Origin of the sequence: Roseobacter sp. CCS2 (assembly GCF_000169435.1) — a bacterium.
GTDB lineage: Bacteria > Pseudomonadota > Alphaproteobacteria > Rhodobacterales > Rhodobacteraceae > Yoonia.
Genome location: NZ_AAYB01000001.1, coordinates 56,975 through 75,485, shown reverse-complemented (window position 1 = coordinate 75,485; position 18,511 = coordinate 56,975). Strand labels below are relative to the sequence as shown.

At 55.4% G+C, this 18,511-nt stretch carries 18 protein-coding genes and 1 tRNA gene; 10 read left to right on the top strand and 9 right to left on the bottom strand.

Features of this window, described 5'->3' with window-relative positions:
• The first annotated feature begins 45 nt into the window (after positions 1–45).
• From ugpB to RCCS2_RS00405, 4 genes are read left to right on the top strand one after another with little or no spacing between them, the layout of a single operon-like run.
• Complete coding sequence (gene ugpB / locus RCCS2_RS00420) at positions 46–1,356, top strand: sn-glycerol-3-phosphate ABC transporter substrate-binding protein UgpB (RefSeq protein ID WP_037292943.1); 1,311 nt, start codon at positions 46–48, stop codon at positions 1,354–1,356.
• Between the two features lie 51 nt (positions 1,357–1,407).
• On the top strand, positions 1,408–2,289 hold the full coding sequence (gene ugpA, locus RCCS2_RS00415) for a sn-glycerol-3-phosphate ABC transporter permease UgpA (RefSeq protein WP_008230468.1): 882 nt from the start codon (positions 1,408–1,410) through the stop codon (positions 2,287–2,289).
• 20 nt (positions 2,290–2,309) lie between these two features.
• Positions 2,310–3,146: a sn-glycerol-3-phosphate ABC transporter permease UgpE gene (gene ugpE, locus RCCS2_RS00410; RefSeq protein WP_008230467.1), complete on the top strand. Its 837-nt coding sequence runs from the start codon at positions 2,310–2,312 to the stop codon at positions 3,144–3,146.
• 3 nt (positions 3,147–3,149) lie between these two features.
• Positions 3,150–4,205 (top strand): ABC transporter ATP-binding protein, encoded by a 1,056-nt coding sequence (locus RCCS2_RS00405; RefSeq protein WP_008230466.1) that lies wholly within the window; start codon positions 3,150–3,152, stop codon positions 4,203–4,205.
• A 41-nt stretch (positions 4,206–4,246) separates the two neighbouring features.
• Here RCCS2_RS00405 and RCCS2_RS00400 read toward each other — a convergent pair.
• The 6 genes from RCCS2_RS00400 to RCCS2_RS00380 form a co-directional block, all read right to left on the bottom strand.
• A tRNA-Glu gene (locus tag RCCS2_RS00400) sits at positions 4,247–4,321 on the bottom strand.
• Positions 4,322–4,395: 74 nt separating this feature from the next.
• Positions 4,396–5,772 (bottom strand): single-stranded-DNA-specific exonuclease RecJ, encoded by a 1,377-nt coding sequence (recJ, locus tag RCCS2_RS00395; protein WP_008230465.1) that lies wholly within the window; start codon positions 5,770–5,772, stop codon positions 4,396–4,398.
• Positions 5,756–6,112 (bottom strand): hypothetical protein, encoded by a 357-nt coding sequence (locus RCCS2_RS18820; protein ID WP_442852253.1) that lies wholly within the window; start codon positions 6,110–6,112, stop codon positions 5,756–5,758. The genes recJ and RCCS2_RS18820 overlap by 17 nt, the downstream gene beginning before the upstream one ends.
• A 122-nt stretch (positions 6,113–6,234) precedes the next feature.
• Positions 6,235–7,200, bottom strand: a complete 966-nt coding sequence (gene glpX / locus RCCS2_RS00390; RefSeq protein WP_008230463.1) for a class II fructose-bisphosphatase — start codon at positions 7,198–7,200, stop codon at positions 6,235–6,237.
• 69 nt (positions 7,201–7,269) lie between these two features.
• Positions 7,270–8,556 (bottom strand): homoserine dehydrogenase, encoded by a 1,287-nt coding sequence (locus tag RCCS2_RS00385; RefSeq protein ID WP_008230462.1) that lies wholly within the window; start codon positions 8,554–8,556, stop codon positions 7,270–7,272.
• A gap of 54 nt (positions 8,557–8,610) precedes the next feature.
• Positions 8,611–8,841 (bottom strand): hypothetical protein, encoded by a 231-nt coding sequence (locus RCCS2_RS00380; RefSeq protein WP_008230461.1) that lies wholly within the window; start codon positions 8,839–8,841, stop codon positions 8,611–8,613.
• Between the two features lie 87 nt (positions 8,842–8,928).
• Between RCCS2_RS00380 and RCCS2_RS00375 the strand changes: the two genes are divergently transcribed.
• Both RCCS2_RS00375 and RCCS2_RS00370 read left to right on the top strand, forming a co-directional pair.
• The gene (locus tag RCCS2_RS00375; RefSeq protein WP_037293308.1) at positions 8,929–9,516 is read left to right on the top strand and encodes a TetR/AcrR family transcriptional regulator; all 588 of its coding nucleotides are present in this window, start codon (positions 8,929–8,931) and stop codon (positions 9,514–9,516) included.
• 50 nt (positions 9,517–9,566) lie between these two features.
• Complete coding sequence (locus RCCS2_RS00370; protein WP_008230458.1) at positions 9,567–10,043, top strand: hypothetical protein; 477 nt, start codon at positions 9,567–9,569, stop codon at positions 10,041–10,043.
• Here RCCS2_RS00370 and RCCS2_RS18245 read toward each other — a convergent pair.
• The 3 genes from RCCS2_RS18245 to RCCS2_RS17760 are packed head-to-tail and all read right to left on the bottom strand — an operon-like array spanning position 10,040 to position 13,126.
• The gene (locus tag RCCS2_RS18245; RefSeq protein ID WP_156788385.1) at positions 10,040–10,648 is read right to left on the bottom strand and encodes a TadE/TadG family type IV pilus assembly protein; all 609 of its coding nucleotides are present in this window, start codon (positions 10,646–10,648) and stop codon (positions 10,040–10,042) included. The two genes, RCCS2_RS00370 and RCCS2_RS18245, sit on opposite strands and share 4 nt — an antisense overlap.
• Positions 10,645–11,211, bottom strand: a complete 567-nt coding sequence (locus tag RCCS2_RS00360) for a TadE/TadG family type IV pilus assembly protein (RefSeq protein WP_008230456.1) — start codon at positions 11,209–11,211, stop codon at positions 10,645–10,647. Before RCCS2_RS00360 ends, RCCS2_RS18245 begins: the two co-directional genes overlap by 4 nt.
• Positions 11,212–11,227: 16 nt before the next feature.
• Entirely contained in the window at positions 11,228–13,126 is a 1,899-nt protein-coding gene (locus RCCS2_RS17760; protein ID WP_008230455.1) for a Tad domain-containing protein, read from the bottom strand.
• Positions 13,127–13,446: 320 nt separating this feature from the next.
• Here RCCS2_RS17760 and RCCS2_RS00350 point away from each other — a divergent pair, with 320 nt between their 5' ends.
• Genes RCCS2_RS00350 through RCCS2_RS00335 form a run of 4 tightly spaced genes read left to right on the top strand, consistent with a single transcriptional unit; the run spans position 13,447 to position 18,431 of the window.
• Positions 13,447–14,700 (top strand): sarcosine oxidase subunit beta family protein, encoded by a 1,254-nt coding sequence (locus RCCS2_RS00350; RefSeq protein ID WP_008230454.1) that lies wholly within the window; start codon positions 13,447–13,449, stop codon positions 14,698–14,700.
• A 50-nt stretch (positions 14,701–14,750) separates the two neighbouring features.
• Positions 14,751–15,014, top strand: coding sequence for a sarcosine oxidase subunit delta (locus tag RCCS2_RS00345; protein ID WP_008230453.1), 264 nt, complete (start codon positions 14,751–14,753; stop codon positions 15,012–15,014).
• Positions 15,011–17,917, top strand: coding sequence for a sarcosine oxidase subunit alpha family protein (locus RCCS2_RS00340; protein WP_008230451.1), 2,907 nt, complete (start codon positions 15,011–15,013; stop codon positions 17,915–17,917). Before RCCS2_RS00345 ends, RCCS2_RS00340 begins: the two co-directional genes overlap by 4 nt.
• On the top strand, positions 17,910–18,431 hold the full coding sequence (locus RCCS2_RS00335; protein ID WP_037293301.1) for a sarcosine oxidase subunit gamma: 522 nt from the start codon (positions 17,910–17,912) through the stop codon (positions 18,429–18,431). The genes RCCS2_RS00340 and RCCS2_RS00335 overlap by 8 nt, the downstream gene beginning before the upstream one ends.
• Positions 18,432–18,511 lie beyond the last annotated feature (80 nt).

Sequence of the window (18,511 nt, the reverse complement as noted above, 5' to 3'; positions counted from 1 at the left end):
ACTACGAAACATGACACAGCACCGCTGCGGTGTAAGGGAGGAACCATGCAAAAATCACTACTCGGCGCTCTTGCCGTTACAACAATGCTGTCGCCAATTGCGGCCAGCGCGCAAACCGAAGTTCAATTCTGGCACGCCTTCACTGGCCGCTTGGGAGAGTTGGTCGCGGCACAGGTTGAAGAATTCAACGCCAGCCAAAGCGACTATGTTGTCGTGCAAAGCCACAAAGGCAACTATTCCGAAACGCTTAATTCTGGCATCGCTGCGTTCCGCGCGGGCGAGCACCCCCATATCTTGATGGTGTTCGAGGTTGGCACAGCGACGATGATGTCAGCGCAAGGTGCGACAAGGCCGGTGTTTGAGGTGATGGCCCAAAGCGGTGCAACGTTTGATCCTGACGCCTATATCGGGTCCGTCAAAGGCTATTATACAACCACTGATGGCGATATGCTCTCGCTTCCTTTCAACTCGTCCACCCCCGTTTTGTGGGTCAACCGAGATGCGTTCGAAGAGGCCGGCGTTGATCCTGATACTGACCTATCCACATGGCAGGCTGTTGGTGAAACACTGACCGCGTTGCAGGCTGGCGGATCCGAATGCCCGCTGGTTACCGCGTGGCAAAGCTGGATTCATCTGGAAAACTTTTCGGCCTATCATGACGTGCCTTTTGCCAGCCAGGACAACGGCTTTGCGGGCCTTGATACAGAACTGATGCTGAACGGTGAAGCACAGGTCGCCCACCTGACCGCCATGGGCGAATGGGCGCAGGACGGTAAGTTTGTCTACACTGGCCGCCGCAATGAGGGTGGCGCGAACTTTCGGTCTGGCGAATGTGCACTGTTCACCGAAAGCTCTGCCGGTTACGCCGGGATCAAGGCTGAGGCCGAGTTTGACTTTGATGTGCGCCCGCTGCCCTATTGGGAAGGCGTTGGAAACGGCCCACAGAACACGATCATTGGCGGTGCGTCGCTTTGGGTGATGGAAGGCCATGAGGAAGAAGAATACGCCGGTGTTGGCGAATTCCTTGCCTTCTTGTCGTCCAGTGACGTTCAGGCGCAGTGGCACCAAGATACTGGCTATCTGCCGATCACATCCGAAGCAGGCGAAGCGACCCGCGCCGCTGGTTTTTACGAAGAAAACCCAGGCACCGATATCGCTGTGATCCAGATGACTGCAAATGAGCCGACGGCGAATTCCAAAGGCTTGCGCCTTGGGTCCTTTGATCAGATCCGCGGGATCATTGATGAGGAGCTAGAGGCAATCTGGGCTGGCGATAAATCAGCACAGGAAGCCATGGATAGCGCCAAAGAACGCGGCGACGCGCTCTTGCGTCGGTTCGAAGCCGCGAACGGCTAAGGCAAACGGAAAGGCGGGCCAAATGGTCCGCCTTTTTTGCCGGTTGGGTGCATGGAAAAACGCGTAAAATTCAAAGGCTGGTTATTGCCAGCTTTGCTGATCGCGCCGCAGGTCGTGATTTCGGCTGTGTTTTTCTTCTATCCTGCCGGGCAGGCGATCTGGCAATCGCTGTTCATCCCTGATCCCTTTGGGTTGTCCATGCAGTATGTGGGGCTGGGGAATTTTGAATTCCTTCTTTCAGATCGCTTCTACCGCGCGTCCTTTGTGACCACTGCGATCTTTTCAATCCTCGTCACCCTCTGCTCAATGATCCCCGCGCTTTTCTTGGCCGTCATCGCCGACCGCCTGATCAAAGGCTCTGGCGTTTATCGCACCTTGCTGATCTGGCCCTATGCCGTGGCCCCTGCCGTCGCTGGCGTGTTGTGGTTGTTCATGTTCAACACGCGTGTTGGCGTGGTGTCGTGGTATCTGGGGCAGTTAGGCTATGACTGGAACCATGTGCTGAACGGGGGCGAGGCGATGGGCCTTGTCGTAGTCGCCTCTGCCTGGGGGCGGATTAGCTATAACTTCCTGTTCTTCTTTGCCGCCCTGCAAGCCGTCCCGAAATCGGTGATCGAAGCGGCTGCCATTGATGGCGCGCATTTCTGGAAACGCTTCTGGACGATTGTGCTGCCGCTTTTGTCGCCCACGACGTTCTTTCTGCTTGTCGTCAATATCGTTTATTCGTTCTTTGAAACCTTCGGCGTGATCCATACGATCACCGCAGGGGGACCGCAGCAGACGACGACAATCCTTGTCTACAAAGTCTACTCTGACGGGTTTGTCAGCCAGGATCTTGGCTCCTCTTCCGCCCAATCCGTGATTCTGCTGATTGTGGTCGGCTTGCTGACCGTCTTGCAGTTCAAGTTCATCGAAAAGCGGGTGCACTACTGATGGCGCGGCAGGTGCATGGCATGGTCGAAAAACGCGGGTCTGGCCTGTGGTTGACCCATGTCTTCATGATCCTTGGCGTGTTGGTCATCTTCTTTCCGATCTGGCTGGCGTTTGTGGCGTCGACCGTGACGCAAGCTGACATCATCCGCCCGCCGATGCCGGTTTGGCCGGGTGACCAGCTTTGGACGAACTATAAGAACGCGTTGTTCTCGGGCATCAATGTGCCTGTTGGGACAATGCTGCTAAACAGTCTGGTCATGGCGATTGGGATTGCAGTCGGGAAAATCATCATCTCGCTTTTGTCTGCTTTTGCGATTGTGTATTTCAAGTTTCCCGGTCGGAACCTGTTCTTCTGGCTGATTTTCCTCACACTCATGCTACCCGTCGAAGTGCGGATCGTGCCCACTTACGAAGTGGTCGCAGGCTTTGGTATGCTGAATTCCTACTCTGGCCTCATCTTTCCACTCATCGCGTCTGCCACCGCAACCTTCCTCTTCCGTCAGTTTTTCCTGACGATCCCCGATGAACTGGCCGAGGCCGCCCGCGTCGACGGTGCCCGCCCCATGCGGTTTTTCTGGGATATTGTCGTCCCGATGAGCCGCACCAACATCGCAGCGCTTTTTGTGATCCTGTTTATCTATGGCTGGAACCAATACCTTTGGCCCCTGCTGATCACGACCGATCCTGAAATGAATACCATCGTTATGGGCATCAAACAGATGTTCCCAAGCGGCGATGACTTTGCCCATTGGCCGACGATTATGGCAACATCTATCCTTGCGATGATCCCGCCTGTGATTGTGGTGGTGGGCATGCAACGGCTGTTTATCCGCGGCCTTGTCGATAGCGAGAAATAAGAAATGGCAACGGTTTCCCTGCAAGACATCAAGAAAAGCTTTGGCGACACGGATGTGATCCACGGCATCACGACCGATATTGCCGATGGTGAATTTATTGTCATCGTTGGGCCGTCAGGCTGCGGTAAATCCACATTGCTGCGTATGGTCGCGGGACTGGAAACGGTCACTGCGGGCGACGTTCTGATTGGTGGTAACCGGGCCAACGACAAGGAACCCATGGACCGTGATATCGCCATGGTGTTTCAAAACTATGCGCTTTATCCGCATATGTCGGTGCGCCAGAACATGGGATACGGGCTTAAGATCGCCAAGCTGCCCAAAGATCAGATTGACGCCAAGGTACTGGCAGCCGCAAAGTTGTTGCAACTTGAACCACTGTTGGATCGGAAACCGCGCGAATTGTCGGGCGGGCAACGTCAACGCGTTGCAATGGGGCGTGCGATCGTGCGTGAACCAGCTGTATTTCTTTTTGATGAACCGTTGTCGAACCTTGACGCCAAACTGCGCGTTCAGATGCGCCTTGAGATCAAAGAACTACAGTCCAAACTGGGCATTACGGCACTTTACGTCACCCACGACCAAGTGGAAGCGATGACAATGGCCGACCGCATGATCGTGATGAACGGTGGGGTCGCTGAACAAATCGGCACGCCGCTTGAAGTTTATGAAACGCCACGTACCCTTTTTGCCGCGCAGTTTATCGGCAGCCCCGCAATGAACATCTTGGATGCGGATATCAGAAATGGCTGGGTCACCCTGGGTGATCAATCTATTGTCGAAACGGACAGTCCAGACGGCCCGGTCAAATTCGGTATTCGGCCAGAGCACCTGATTGCGGAAGACAGCGGTCCAATCCGGGTCAATGCCAAATTGGCTGAACCGCTTGGCGCAAATACACTGCTGCATTGCGAACTAGCTGATACGCAGGACAGCTTCACCGCCAGCCTACCGGGCGTTCACATCATAAGCGGCGAAGAAACGGCGATGCAGTTTTCGATCCAACCGATGAAGTCACACCTGTTTGATATCGACACAGGGTTACGCCGCACGAGCTGAGCGTTGTCTATTGGGCAATTGCAAGGCTTTCGGAAAACCAATGGCAGTCCCTAGGGGAATCGAACCCCTCTTTCCAGGTTGAAAACCTGGCGTCCTAACCGATAGACGAAGGGACCGCAGTTGGTGCGCCGCTTTTAGGGAAACGCAGCCGCGCGCGCAAGGGGGTTTTTTGGTTTTTTGCACGCAGCTTTCAATGCGCTGGTGCGGTGTCTTCAAGACGCAGCTGAACGGATTGCCGCCCTTGCCAGGTGTTAATTTCCAACCGTCCCACCAGATGGAAGCGCGCACCATTGTGATTCATCAACATTGGTCCCATTGGGCCGTCCATGGCCCCAAAACTGATCCCATCAATACGCCCGCCCATCCCGTCACCAAAGCTGATCTTAAGATGGTTTGCACCAACCTGTTTGGCAAAGTGGATCTGGCAATCAGGAAAGGCAAAGCGCGGGGCAGGGGCCCCTGCGCCGAAAGGGCCCGCATCTTCAATCTGGGTGATCAGGTCGATGGTTGCGGCGCCAGGCATCAGGATACCGCTGATGTTGAGGTCGGCCGGCCCAATATCGGCAGCCCCTTGTTTGGCCAGCAGTTCGCCCAAGCGCACCATGGCATCGTCCAGCTTGTCGCGTGCGACTGTCAGGCCCGCTGCCATTTTGTGGCCGCCACCCTTGATCAGCAGCCCGTCCTGGGCTGTGCGCTGGATAGCAGCGCCAAGGTCAATCCCTGACACTGACCGCCCGGACCCTTTGCCTTCATCCCCGTCTAACCCGATCACAATTGCGGGGCGGTTGGTCGCTTCTTTCAGGCGGGCGGCCACGATGCCGACAACGCCTGGGTGCCACCCTTCACCTGCCGCCCAGACCAAGGGTCCGTCAAGCCCGCGTACGGTAGCTTGTTCTAGCGCCAAGTCGCGCACCTGCGCTTCGACCTCGCGACGGTCTGTGTTGAGTTCATCAAGTTTCGCGGCCATGGCCTCGGCCTCGACCGGGTCATTTGTGGATAGCAAACGCGCACCAAGGTCCGCCTTGCCAATCCGGCCGCCTGCATTCACACGCGGCCCCAAAAGAAAGCCCAAATGATAACTGGTGGGCGCCTGATCAAGGCCTGCGACATCCGCCAATGCTGTCAGGCCCACCCTATTGCGGCGCGCCATGACCGTTAGCCCCTGACGGACGAAAGCGCGGTTCACCCCGGTCAAAGGGGCGACATCAGCCACTGTCGCAAGTCCGACCAGATCAAGCATCGCCATCAGATCGGGGCCTTTTTGCCCTGCTTCGCGCAACTGCCGGTTCACATCGACCAGCATCAGGAACACCACACCCGCAGCACACAGATGGGCTAGTTCGCCGCTTTCGTCTTGTCGGTTTGGGTTCACGACAGCGATAGCTTTGGGCAGCGTTTCACCGCCCAAATGGTGGTCCAATACAATCACGTCCGCGCCAGTAGCGGCGGCGATAGGCCCGTGCGACAGCGTACCGCAATCGACACAGATGATCAGGTCATGGTCCTTGGCGAGCGCTGACATGGCTGCATCATTGGGCCCATAACCTTCGTCAATACGGTCCGGCACATAAAGCGTCGCTTGCAGCCCATATCCCGCACCACGTGATCAACATGCAGCAGAGGTGCCGCATCCACGTCATAGTCAGCGAAACTGCGATCCGTTTCGTTTGTCCCCGCGTCAAAACCGCTTTTTGCGCGGTCCATGTCTTCAACACGCGGGGGTCAGGAAGCAGGTCGCGCAGGGTCGGCGCCAGAAAGGCGGGCGCGTCCTGTGCATCCACACCGCGCCGGACCAATACGCGGCACAAGGCTGGTGCAAGCCCGGTTTGTTGTGCCATCGCTTCGGATAACCGGTCTTCTTCAGCCGTAGGGCCGACCCAGCGACGCCCATTTGCCGATGCAGTCACATTTAAAAATGCGGGTTTATCTAGTGGCGTTTCCATCGCCGCACACAATATGCGGCATTCAGCCTTTTGACCACGGTCTGTTTGTCATCTTGCCCAGAAAACCCCTGCCGCAGGTTCCAACGTTAGCTGACAGGATTGCGGTAGATCATGCGCCGGACCGATCCCGTCTTGGACCGCATCAAAATCGTCTCTGCCGTTACAAACCCAACTTCACGTTTGATCCCCGGCACGAGTGAGCCATCGGTTACACCGGTCGCGGCAAAGATCACATCGCCTGTAACCATATCATCGCGCGTATAGACGCGATCAAAATTCGTGATCCCGGCTTTTGTCGCCCGCCCACGTTCATCATCATTGCGGAACATCAGGCGACCATAGATTTGCCCACCCATGCATTTCAGTGCCGCCGCAGCCAACACACCTTCCGGTGCCCCGCCAGAGCCCATGTACATGTCAATGCCCGTCATATCAGGTTCCGCGCAATGCATGACGCCAGCCACGTCACCGTCTGTGATCAGGCGAATGGCAGCACCGGTGTCGCGCAACTCAGCGATCATGTCTTCGTGGCGAGGGCGTTCAAGAACGCAGACCGTGATGTCGTTGGTCGAGCAACCTTTCGCCGCAGCAAGTGCTGATACGCGTTCAGCCGGTGACATATCCAACGTCACCACACCGGGGCGGAACCCCGGACCAATTGCCAGTTTGTCCATATAAACATCTGGCGCATGCAGCATCGACCCGCGCGGGCCCATTGCAATAACCGCCAGCGCGTTAGGCATATCCTTGGCCGTCAGAGTTGTACCTTCCAGCGGATCAAGCGCGATATCAACGCCCGGTCCTTTGCCGGTGCCGACCTCTTCGCCGATAAACAGCATCGGCGCTTCATCCCGTTCACCTTCGCCGATCACGACGACGCCAGCGATATCAAGCTTGTTCAACTGGGTGCGCATGGCATCAACAGCGGCCTGATCAGCCGCCTTTTCGTCACCGCGTCCGATCAAGGGGGTGCAGGCGATGGCCGCAGCTTCGGAGACACGGGCGAGCCCCAATGAAAGATTGCGGTCGTTGAAGTCAGGTGCAGCTTGCATGGCAATGGTCCTTTGTTGGCTTGATAACCCCTAAACCCTGTCCATGCGATGGCGGCAAGACTGTTTGCGCTAAACCGCCTCGATCCTGATCGCAACGGGATCACATGTGACAACACCTGTCGCTTTGAAATCAGCCAAAGCCTCCTCCAACGCGGTGCGTGTGGTTTTGTGGGTGACAATCAGCACAGGGGCCGCCGTATCTTCGTGCCCATACTGGCGCATCCGGTCGATCGATATGCCTGCTTCGCCCAAGGCATGGGCGACTTTGGCCAAGGCACCGGGTTTGTCGATCAATTGCATCCGCAGATAGTAAGGGGCAGCCACAGCGGCACGCGCGGCACGCGCTTTGCGAAGTGTTTTTGCAGGTTGGCCAAAGGTCGAAACCCGCAGCCCTCGCGCGATATCCATCACATCACCCATGACAGCGCTGGCCGTTGGGCCTTCGCCGGCACCGGGGCCGCGCAGGACGATCTGGGTGACGGCATCACCTTCCAGCACCACCATATTGGTACCGCCTTGCAGCTGCCCAAGGGGCGAGGTGTCCGGCACAAGGCAAGGTGACATGCGCTGTTCCAACCCGCGCCCGGTCATCTGTGCAACACCCAAAAGTTTGATTTTATAACCCATATCAGCGGCTTGGTGGATGTCTTCGATGGTGACCGACCCGATGCCTTCCAATTCGACCGCATCAAAATCGACCTGCGTGCCAAAGGCGATGGCAGACAAAAGCGCCAGCTTATGGCCTGCATCAATGCCGCCTACGTCCAGTTCTGGATCAGCTTCAAGATAGCCAAGTTGATTGGCCTCATCAAATACCGCGTCATAGCTGAGACCGGCATCTTCCATCCGGGTCAGGATGTAATTGCAGCTACCATTCATGACACCCATCACGCGGGTAATTTCATTCCCGGCAAGGCCTTCGGTCATGGACTTCACGACCGGTATTCCACCAGCGACAGCCGCCTCAAAGCGGATGACACGACCGGCCTGTTCAGCGGTCTCGGCCAGTGCTTGGCCATGGATTGCCAATAGTGCTTTATTTGCGCTGACGATATCTTTGCCCGATGCAATTGCAGCCTCTGTCGCGTCTTTGGCGGGGCCTTCGTGGCCGCCCATCACTTCGATGAACACGTCGATATCTGCGCGTTTGGCCAAGGAGACCGGATTGTCTTCCCATTCGTATTTGGACAAGTCCACATCGCGGTTCTTGGTTTTTGATCGGGCAGACACGGCCACAATTTCAATCGGGCGGCCGGCGCGGGTCGCCAGAAGCGTGCTGTGTTTTTGCACGATGCGCACAATACCCACACCCACGGTGCCAAGTCCCGCAATTCCAAGGCGAAGAGGTGTGGTCATGTGTATGGTTCCATCGTTGAAATACGTCACGAGGGGTCTAGCGAAAGCATGCGGTTACTGCAACGCACCGATGTCGATGCGGCGAATGCGGGCGGCGCGCGCTTGCAGCGCGTCAATGCGCGCTTGTAATGCGGCCTGATCATCGCCCGATGCTGCTGGCAGTGGCGGCAATGGCGTTAGGTCAGCGTAGGGGGCTTGCCGCGCGGCATCGCTGATTGTGCCTTCCAGCGCTGGAAATGTCGCGCAGGCGGATAAAAAAAGCGGCAGGATCAAAACGTATCGCATGTCACGTACTCTATCTGTCTGATGCTGGCGGGGGCAACCGCTGATCGGGGGTTCACAAGTGAACAAGCGTTCAGTTAAATGGGCGTTATGGCACGCAAGCAAGGTTCTCATTCTGATACGACCCGCCCAAAGGTGCGTGATGCGGCCTTACGGCTGATTGCGCGACATGGCTATGCGGCTGTTTCGATGCGCCAGATAGCGTCCGAGGTGGGGATGCAAGCCGGTGCGCTTTATAACTACACACCTGACAAGCAAACCTTGCTGTTTGATCTGATGCAGGGGCATATGACAGATCTGTTAGCGGCTTTAGATGCGGCTGACTTGGGGGGTGACGCCCTTGCCCAGCTTGAAGGCTTTACCCGGTTTCACATCCAATTTCACTTGCCCCGGCCCGATCAGGTTTTTGTCTCCTATATGGAACTACGCAACCTTTCGGACGAAAATTTCACCGCCGTGGAGGCACTGCGCCGCCAATACGAAGACGCATTAGAACGCATACTGCGTGCTGGTGAGGCTGAAGGTGTGTTCTTGGTGCCCGATCCGCGCATTACGACCATGGCACTGATCGCGATGCTGACCGGGATCAGCAACTGGTACCGGGCTGGTGGGCGGCTTGAGACGCAGAAAATCGAAAGCATCTATTGGGATATGGTGCGGCGCAGCGTGATGACCTAGGCATTGCCCATGCTGTGCGCTAAGGCGGCTGAGAAACACGGAGACAATTGATGTTCCAACCCGATGAAGACGGCATTTATGCACAGGTCGAGGCCTCACCGGCACGCAGGATATTTGCCTATGGGGTTCAGTTTGGGCTGGGCGCGCTGCTGATCTATGTCACGCTTGCCTTGCCGCCATCATTGCCTTGGATGATTTTTATGCTGGGGTTTGGGATTATGATGCTTTGGCAGGCAGAGCGGATGCGGCGGGCGACAACAGTGACATTGGCCCTGACCGAAACTGAATTGCGCGACAGTACTGGAACGGTTCTGGCGCGCATTGACGAAATCCGCAGTGTTGAGCGGGGGACGTTTGCCTTCAAACCATCGAATGGCTTCAGTCTGGTCCTGCACAACAAAAAGCCCCGCGCATGGCTGCCGGGGCTTTGGTGGCGCATCGGGCGCCGTGTTGGTGTAGGTGGTGTTACAAACGCCGGTCAGGCCAAGTTCATGGCTGAGCGGATCAATATGATGATCCGGGCTTAGGGACCGCCTGGTCCGCAGATTTTTGTGCCATTATCTCGTTCAAAGCAAAGTTTGGGTCCACGCGGACGAATCACCATTTCGCTCGTGAATGTCAGGTCTTCAAGGTCCGTAACAACAAATGGACCGAGCCCAATATTAAAGGGCGCATCATACTGTGTACGTGTTTCGATATAGATGTTGTGATCAAATTCATCCATCGGTGGCAGACGCCCCGCTGATTTCAAATCTGCCAAGTCACTATTGTTTAAATTCGTTCCAAAACCACGTTGCCTAGACCAGACCCTGCGAAACGTTTTATCGCTTTCTCTGTAGCGATATACAGTTACGCGAACGTCAGGATTTGCTTCTTCGTAAGTCAACGTACGAAGTACTTCTCTTGCGCTGTCGATATAGGTATTGTCCACATCTTCTTCGCGGCTGAACATCTCAGCGAGCGTAATAGTGGCACGTACCGAGTTAGTTTCGACGCGGTATACATCAAAGTAAACATACGTTGATAGGAATACCCAAACGAGAATGGGTACCACGAGAAGTAATTCAATTGACATTGAGCCGCGTTCATCATTGCGAAAGCGGTCTACTGCGACAGAAATAATGTTCATCATGGATCTGCTCTGAAAGGTTCGACAACAAATGCTGCGGTTGCGATCAAGGCATAAGAGTCACCAGCTGCTGTATCGTTCCCCGCTACCAAAGTCTTTCCCAAGGTGGAACTTGCCAAGAATGGATCAATCCGAATACAGGCCCGCAAAAACAAAAGTTCATTATTTGCCGTGTTGGCAAGTGAACTTGTCGACGGTGCGTTGATGTCGCCTCGATCGACACATTGAATATCGGTGCTGATTGGGTTCCAAACAGCACGCGGGTCACGTTGAATCATCTCTACTTCAAGCTGTGTTTCACAATCTGGCAAGATTCCCGCATTGTCGCAGATGCTTTTACGCAACTCTGTGCGCAATTCATCCTGATCTGCTTTATCAATTGCACCCACCCGCACCTTTCGGACGGTGATGTCCAACCCTCGCTCGAGCATGACTTGCCGAGAAGACAATATGCCTGCCTCATAGGTCATTAAGAAAAACCCAAAGAAAACGGGAAATACCAAGACAATCTCAATTGAAGATGTTCCGCTTTGATCTTTCAAGAATCGTTGCAAAAAGTGTTTCATGCCCTTGTGTCCCTGATTAAAGGCTTAAACGTAGAGCAGTAATTTGATCTGAGATCGTCTTGAAAATCTCTTGCAAGCCTGGCTCATCTGGATCGTTGGTGATCGTGGAGGTGAAAGCATCGCCAGTATCCGTCGCACATGTTGTCATCGTATCGTTCACGAGACCCATTGAAATGGTGAACACAGTGTAGCGATCATTCGTATCACCATTCTTAGTACGTGCCAAATTACATAGACTGGTCAGTTTTGCGTTAAGTTCGTCGACAGTACCAATTGTCTCATGCGCATTACCAGATGGTACCCATCGACCGTTAACCTGTTGATACTCCCAAGTTGTTGTGGGATCTCCGTCGTCATCAACAAAGGATTGGCCACCGTTGTCACGAAAGCCTTCCCACTCTGCGTAGGTATCGTACATGTCCAGTCCGTTGTAACTAGGGTCATCGACCTTTTTTTCACGAACAAGACGCTCTGAGGAAACCGTTTGGCCATCAGTCATAATAACGACGAACTTCGTTGTTGAGGCATCAGAATAATCTGCTGGTCGCGTGCCGCGGAATGCTTCGTCGATAGTTGGTAAACCTGCCATCAGATCGCGCATGGTTGGGTCAAGAAGTGAAACGCCCCATTTCATGCCGCGGTGAATAGATGTATTCAACGTCGGGACATACTTACTGATGGCGTCCTGCAACTGCTTTTTATCTTGTGACATCATGATAATGCCTTGAAAGTCCTCTGCCGGACAAGCGGGCCAAGAAAATGTCTCATAGTTGTAAAAATCGACATGCTCAACTTGTTGATATACCCGGTCCGTATCGAATTCGAGCTTGGTGTACTCTTCATCAAGGAAAGTGACGCAACGTGATGGGTTCCTGATAACCTTGTTATCACCGGCCCAAGTCAGATCAATTGGACTATCGAAAGGCCCGACCAAAGTCGCGTCTGGTGTTCCTTCCTCTACTTCGTCGCCTTCAGCGTTCACCCATGTATATGTGAAAGGTGCTGTGTAGCCGTCTGTAATTGAACCATAAGAACTGCCAAGATTGTCGTCTTCATCAATTGAGTCTGGGGTTGTGTTCAAAGCAGTGTATAGGTCATCGCCCAACCTTACGTGCTGGGAATATGCAACGAGATTGATTGATACGCGATCACGGTACTCGTCTTTGAGCAAGTCGCCAATAAATTTGTTCGCCTCTTGAATAAGGAAAAACATACGATCTTCCGTACGCCGCTCAGTCAGAGGATTACCATCCGGATCCAGACGAATCTCTCCATCACTGTCGTACAGATACGCATCGCCCGTCATCCTACTACCCATTGAGCCAGAGATATCAAGGACAAGCGATACCTCAACGTTGCCAGTGCCTTCAATTGCGGTCGCATTTGCCGGTGCAGACAAGGTATCAATCCCGACCAAACGCAAATAAAATGTGTCTACATCGACTATTGATTCTAACCGGATTGTACTGCCGTTCCGGTTTTTTTGAATGGATGGCGTTCCCACGATTGAGCCGCCGAAACCTTCGGCTGTAAAGAAATCCGTAATAACGTCGGCTGCTTCCCGCTCCTGATTAAGGTTCGCAGCGGCCAAAACGGCGCGGTCGGCCACACTCTGAAGCTTTGTTCGTTCGGATTCAAATCGCATGAAATCGACTGCCATGCCGCCGACGACCAACATTGAGATCAAAAGCAGCAGAGTAAGAACAATCAATCCACCATCTTCGTCGTTGCGGAATTGACGGATGAACGCCAACTGTTCGATGTAAGCGCGTCGCGCGTCTTGCATTTTTTTCAGCTTGTTCTGACGACGTTTAGAGTGCAGCATTTCTTCATATCCCCAATCGACGGCGCGACATAACCCAGGCGCCAACACAAATTTTGGTTTCACACTTTCTACCATACCCACCATAAGCATGTGGCAAAAAAATGACCGTATATGGCGGTCTGTGCAATTCGCCGCATTTTGGCTGCTACACTTGGTGGAATCAACAGCTACTGTTCATTTTTGGGAAACAATTCCACGGCTTATCGGCATGGTTCCGCCAGAGTGTTCATCTAGCGTTAACCTTTTTGGGTCCGGAAACAGCGGACAGGCGAATCATTCGCGCGACCTGAAACCTGTTGCGAGTAACCATTTGCGGACAGGTCGCGCCTTGTCGCCGCAATGTCGAAAAGAGGACATGCATTGCGCTGTAACGCTTGCTAGGGTCGGGGCTGGGACAAAAAGGATGCGGCATGGGATATTCCGGATTTCGCGTGATCAAAGAGGGGCTTTTCGGCCAGAAGGGCTGGAAACCTGTTTGGCGCGATCCAGACCCGAAAGCGGAATATGACGCGATCATTATTGGTGGCGGTGGCCACGGGCTGTCGACGGCTTTTTATCTGGCAAAAGAGCACGGGATGACAAACATCGCGGTGCTTGAGAAAAGCTATATCGGCGGTGGCAATGTCGGGCGGAACACCACGATTGTGCGTGCCAACTACTTTTTGCCCGGTAATTCGGAATTCTATTCGCACTCGTTGAAAATGTGGGAAGGGATGGAGCAGGAGTTGAACTATAACGTGATGCATTCGCAGCGCGGGTTGATCAATCTGTTCCATTCGGACGGGCAGCGCGATGCCTTTGCGCGGCGTGGCAATGCCATGATCAATCAGGGTGATGACGCGATCCTGCTGGATCGTGACGGGGTGCGCGAACACCTGCCTTACCTCGACTTTGATAACGTGCGCTTCCCGATCTATGGCGGGCTTTACCATCCACGTGGTGGCTCTGCCAGGCATGATGCGGTGGCTTGGGGCTATGCCCGCGGCGCGGACCAGCGCGGGGTTGATATCATTCAGAACTGCGAAGTCACCGGAATTGATATTGAAGGTGGTGTTGTCAAAGGCGTCCAGACCACGCGTGGCGCGATCAAAGCCAAGAAGGTGGGCATTGTCGTGGCGGGCCGCTCTGGTCAGGTGGCGGCCATGGCGGGGATGCGGTTACCGATTGAAAGCCATGTGTTACAGGCCTTTGTTACTGAGGGCCTGAAACCGGTGATTGACCATGTGGTCAGTTTTGGCATGGGACATTTCTATATCAGCCAGTCCGACAAGGGCGGGTTGGTCTTCGGCGGCGACATTGATTTTTACAGCTCTTACGCGGCGCGGGGAAACTTGCCGATGAAAGAGCATGTGATGGACGCGGCCATGACGCTGATGCCTGTGATCGGCAAAGCCAAGGTACTGCGGTCGTGGGGCGGGATCATGGATATGACGCCTGATGGATCGCCCATTATCGACAAGACGCCGACCGAAGGGCTCTTTATCGATTGCGGCTGGTGCTATGGCGGCTTCAAGGCGGTGCCGGGGTCAGGGTTTAGCTTTGCCCACCTGATGGCGACCGGCCACCATCATGAGGCTGCGGCCAAGTTCCGGTTGGACCGCTTCCGTTCAGGTGCGGGTTTGATGGATGAAGAGGGCACCGGCTCTCAACATAACTTGCATTAGGGGCTGGCGATGTTCTTTGAGTTTTTTTGGCAAAATGATGAGGGTGCCAGATGCGCATAACCTGCCCCAACTGCGGCGAACGTGACCGGCGCGAGTTCTATTATCAAGGTGATGCGCTGGCGTTGGGCCGCCCGGCCGATGACGCAGGGTTAGATGATTGGGATGATTATCTGCACAATCGCGACAATCCGGCGGGCGATACCCGCGATCTGTGGTTTCACGAGGCAGGGTGTGGTGCGTGGCTTGTGGTTGAGCGTAACACGGTCACCCACGCCGTGCATGCGGCCACCTTGGCTGAGAAAGTAAAGCGATGAGGCTGCACGCCCCTGAAAGTACCGTCACCTTTACCTTTGACGGGCGCAAGTTGAAGGGTGTACCGGGCGAACCCGTTTCTGCCGCACTGCTGGCTAATGGGATCAAACTTGTTGCCCGTTCTTTCAAATATCACCGTCCGCGCGGCGTGATGTCGGCAGGGTCTGAGGAACAAAATGCGCTGGTCACTGTGGGGCATGGCGCGCAGGCTGAACCGAACCTGCGCGCGACCACGCTTGAGGTGTCGGAAGGGTTAGAGGTGTCCAGCCAGAATGCCTGGCCGTCGCTGCGCTATGATGCTTTGGCCGTGAACGATTTGGTGTCGCCGTTTCTGGCGGCTGGCTTTTACTATAAGACATTCATGTGGCCGCGCAGTTTTTGGGAAAAGCTGTACGAGCCGGTGATCCGGCGGGCTGCCGGTTTAGGCGCGCTCAGTGGGCAGACCAACCCGGACACCTATGAAAAGGCTTTTGCGTTTTGCGATGTGCTGGTGATCGGTGCAGGGCCTGCTGGATTGATGGCCGCTTTGACGGCAGGGCGTGCGGGGGCGGATGTGATCCTTGCAGATGAAGATACGGCTATGGGTGGCCGTCTGTTGCGCGAGCGTGAAGATGTGGACGGCAAGCCAGCGGGCGCGTGGGTGACAGAGGCCTTGGCAGAACTGGATGCCATGCCCAATGTGCGCCGGATGACGCGGACGACCGTCACTGGTGCCTACGATCAAGGCACTTATGGCGCAGTCGAGCGGCTTGGTGGGGCACCTAGCGCAGACAAGCCAATCGAGTGTTTCTGGCGTATCGTCGCAAAGCGCGCAATCCTGTGCGCGGGCGCCTTGGAGCGCCCGATTGCGTTTCCCAACAACGACCGTCCGGGCATCATGATGGCCAGCGCTGTGCGGGCCTATGTCAATCGCTGGGGGGTTGTGCCGGGCAAGCGGGTCACGATCTTTGGCAACAACGACGACGCCCATCGCACTGCGGCTGATCTGGTCGCAGCCGGGATCAAGGTTGCGGCAGTGATCGACAGTCGCGATGACGCAGATATATCGGGTGATTATCCGATTTACACAGGGGCGCAGGTTATCGCCACCAAAGGCCGTCATGCGCTGCAAAGCATTACCATTTCGCATAACGGGGGAACCCGCACGATCCAGACCGATTGTCTGGCGATGTCCGGTGGGTGGAACCTGACGGTGCATTTGACCTGTCATATGAACGGGCGACCTAAGTGGCGCGAGGATATTGCGTCATTTGTACCGACGCCTGAGAGTATTCCGGGAATGGTGACTGCGGGTGCCTGCAATGGCAGTTTTGATACTGCAGCCTGTTTGGCCGAAGGCGCTGCGGTTGCCGCTGAAATAGCCGACGACTTTGGATTGAACGCGAAAGCAACAGTGCCTGCCGCAGATCACACAGCATATTCGGTGACGCCGCTATGGGCTGTGCCGGGCAAGGGCCGCAAGTGGATTGATTTTCAGAACGATGTGCATGTGAAAGATATCAAGCTGGCCGCGCAGGAAAACTTTCGCTCGGTCGAGCATATGAAACGATATACCACCCAAGGCATGGCGCCTGATCAAGGGAAGTCGTCGAATGTGGTGGCTTTGGCTGTGCTTGCCGATGCAACCGGTCGCGGTATTCCGGAAACAGGAACCACGACATTCCGGCCGCCTTATGTGCCAGTATCCATCGCGGCGATGGGGGCGGGCAGTCAGGGCAAAGGCTTTGCGCCGGAACGGTTTACGACGTCGCATAAAGCGACAGTTGCGCGTGATGCCCCGATGATCGAGGCGGGGTTGTGGTATCGCCCCAGTTATTTCCCGCAGAAGGGCGAGACGCATTGGCAGCAATCCTGCGACCGTGAGGTCGGGTATGTGCGCAATGCCGTGGGCGTGTGCGATGTGTCGACGCTGGGCAAGATTGATATTCAGGGGCCGGATGCGGCGGCACTGCTTGATTTCGTTTACACCAACATGTTCTCGACCGTGAAAGTGGGGAGGGTCCGTTATGGTTTGATGCTGCGTGAAGACGGGCATGTCATGGATGACGGCACGACCGCGCGTCTGGGTGAGCAGCATTTTGTGATGACGACAACGACAGCGGCTGCTGGTCTGGTGATGCGGCATCTGGAATTCGTGTTGCAGGTGTTGCGGCCTGATCTGGACGCAAAGGTCATTTCGATCACAGAGCAATGGGCGCAGTTTGCCGTAGCAGGGCCGCAAGCGCGGGCGTTATTGAATACTGTTTTGGATCAAGAGCTTAACGATGAAAGCTGGCCGTTCATGGCTTGCGGTGAGGTGTCTGTCGCGGGTGTGTCAGGCCGTTTGTTTCGTATCTCGTTTTCCGGTGAGCACGCTTATGAGGTGGCGGTGCCATCGCGTTATGGCGACAACCTGTTCCGCATGTTGACAGCGCAAGCCGAGGTCATGGGCGGCGGGCCGTATGGGATGGAGGCGCTGAATGTGCTGCGCATCGAGAAAGGCTTTATCACCCACGCTGAAATCCATGGCCGGACCACCGCGTTCGATATTGGCATGGCGCGGATGATCAGCGCAAAGAAAGACTGTATCGGTAAATCAGCGGCGGCGCGTCCGGGCCTTTTGGGTGAGGGGCGGCAGCAATTGGTTGGTCTGCGTGCCAAGGGCCGGGACCACGCACTGACTGCGGGGGCGCATTTGTTTGAAAGACAGGCGGCAGCGATACGCGTGAATAGCCAAGGCTACACCACCTCGGTCTGTTATTCGCCAACGCTTAAGACGCATCTGGCGCTGGGCTTTCTTGAAAATGGGCGCGCGCGCCATGGCGAGGTGATCAAACTGCGCGATCATCTGCGGGACATCACCGAGGAGGTCGAGGTTTGCGATCCCGTCTTCTTTGATCCAACCGGAGGGCGTGCGCGTGGCTAAACTGATTGCATTGACGCCTTGCGCGGGTCTGTTGCCAATTGCCCATGGCGCAGCAGAAGTGACTGAGGTCGTGCCAGAGTGTCTGGTGTCGGTCGCGCCTTATGCAGGGCAGAACAAAGCAACGTCTGCTAGGTTAAAAGAGCAGGTTGGCACTGGGCTGTCTGCGGTGAACCGGCGTGTGGGGGGCGTGACGTGGTTTGGTCACGGTACTTGGCTTGTTGCGGCTGATGTCGCGTTAGACGGACTGGCCGCAGTGACCGATCAGTCTGATGCATGGGCGGTTGTCGAGATCAAGGGCGCTGGTGCTACGGATGTTCTGGCGCGATTGGTACCCGTTGATCTGCGTGCGCAAGTGTTCAAAAAGAACCATGTCGCAAAGACGATGCTGGGGCATATGTCGGTGGCGATTGTTCGGACAGGGCCGGATGCCTTTGAGATCATGGTGATGCGATCAATGGCGCAAACCTTGGTGCATGATCTGGATGTTGCGATGCGTGGGGTTACCGCGCGCTAAGCTGTGGGTGCAGGATGCCTCCGGCGGAAGTTTGAGTGACCGATGAGAGTTGGCTGGTCCTTCCTTGGGGTATGCGCGAT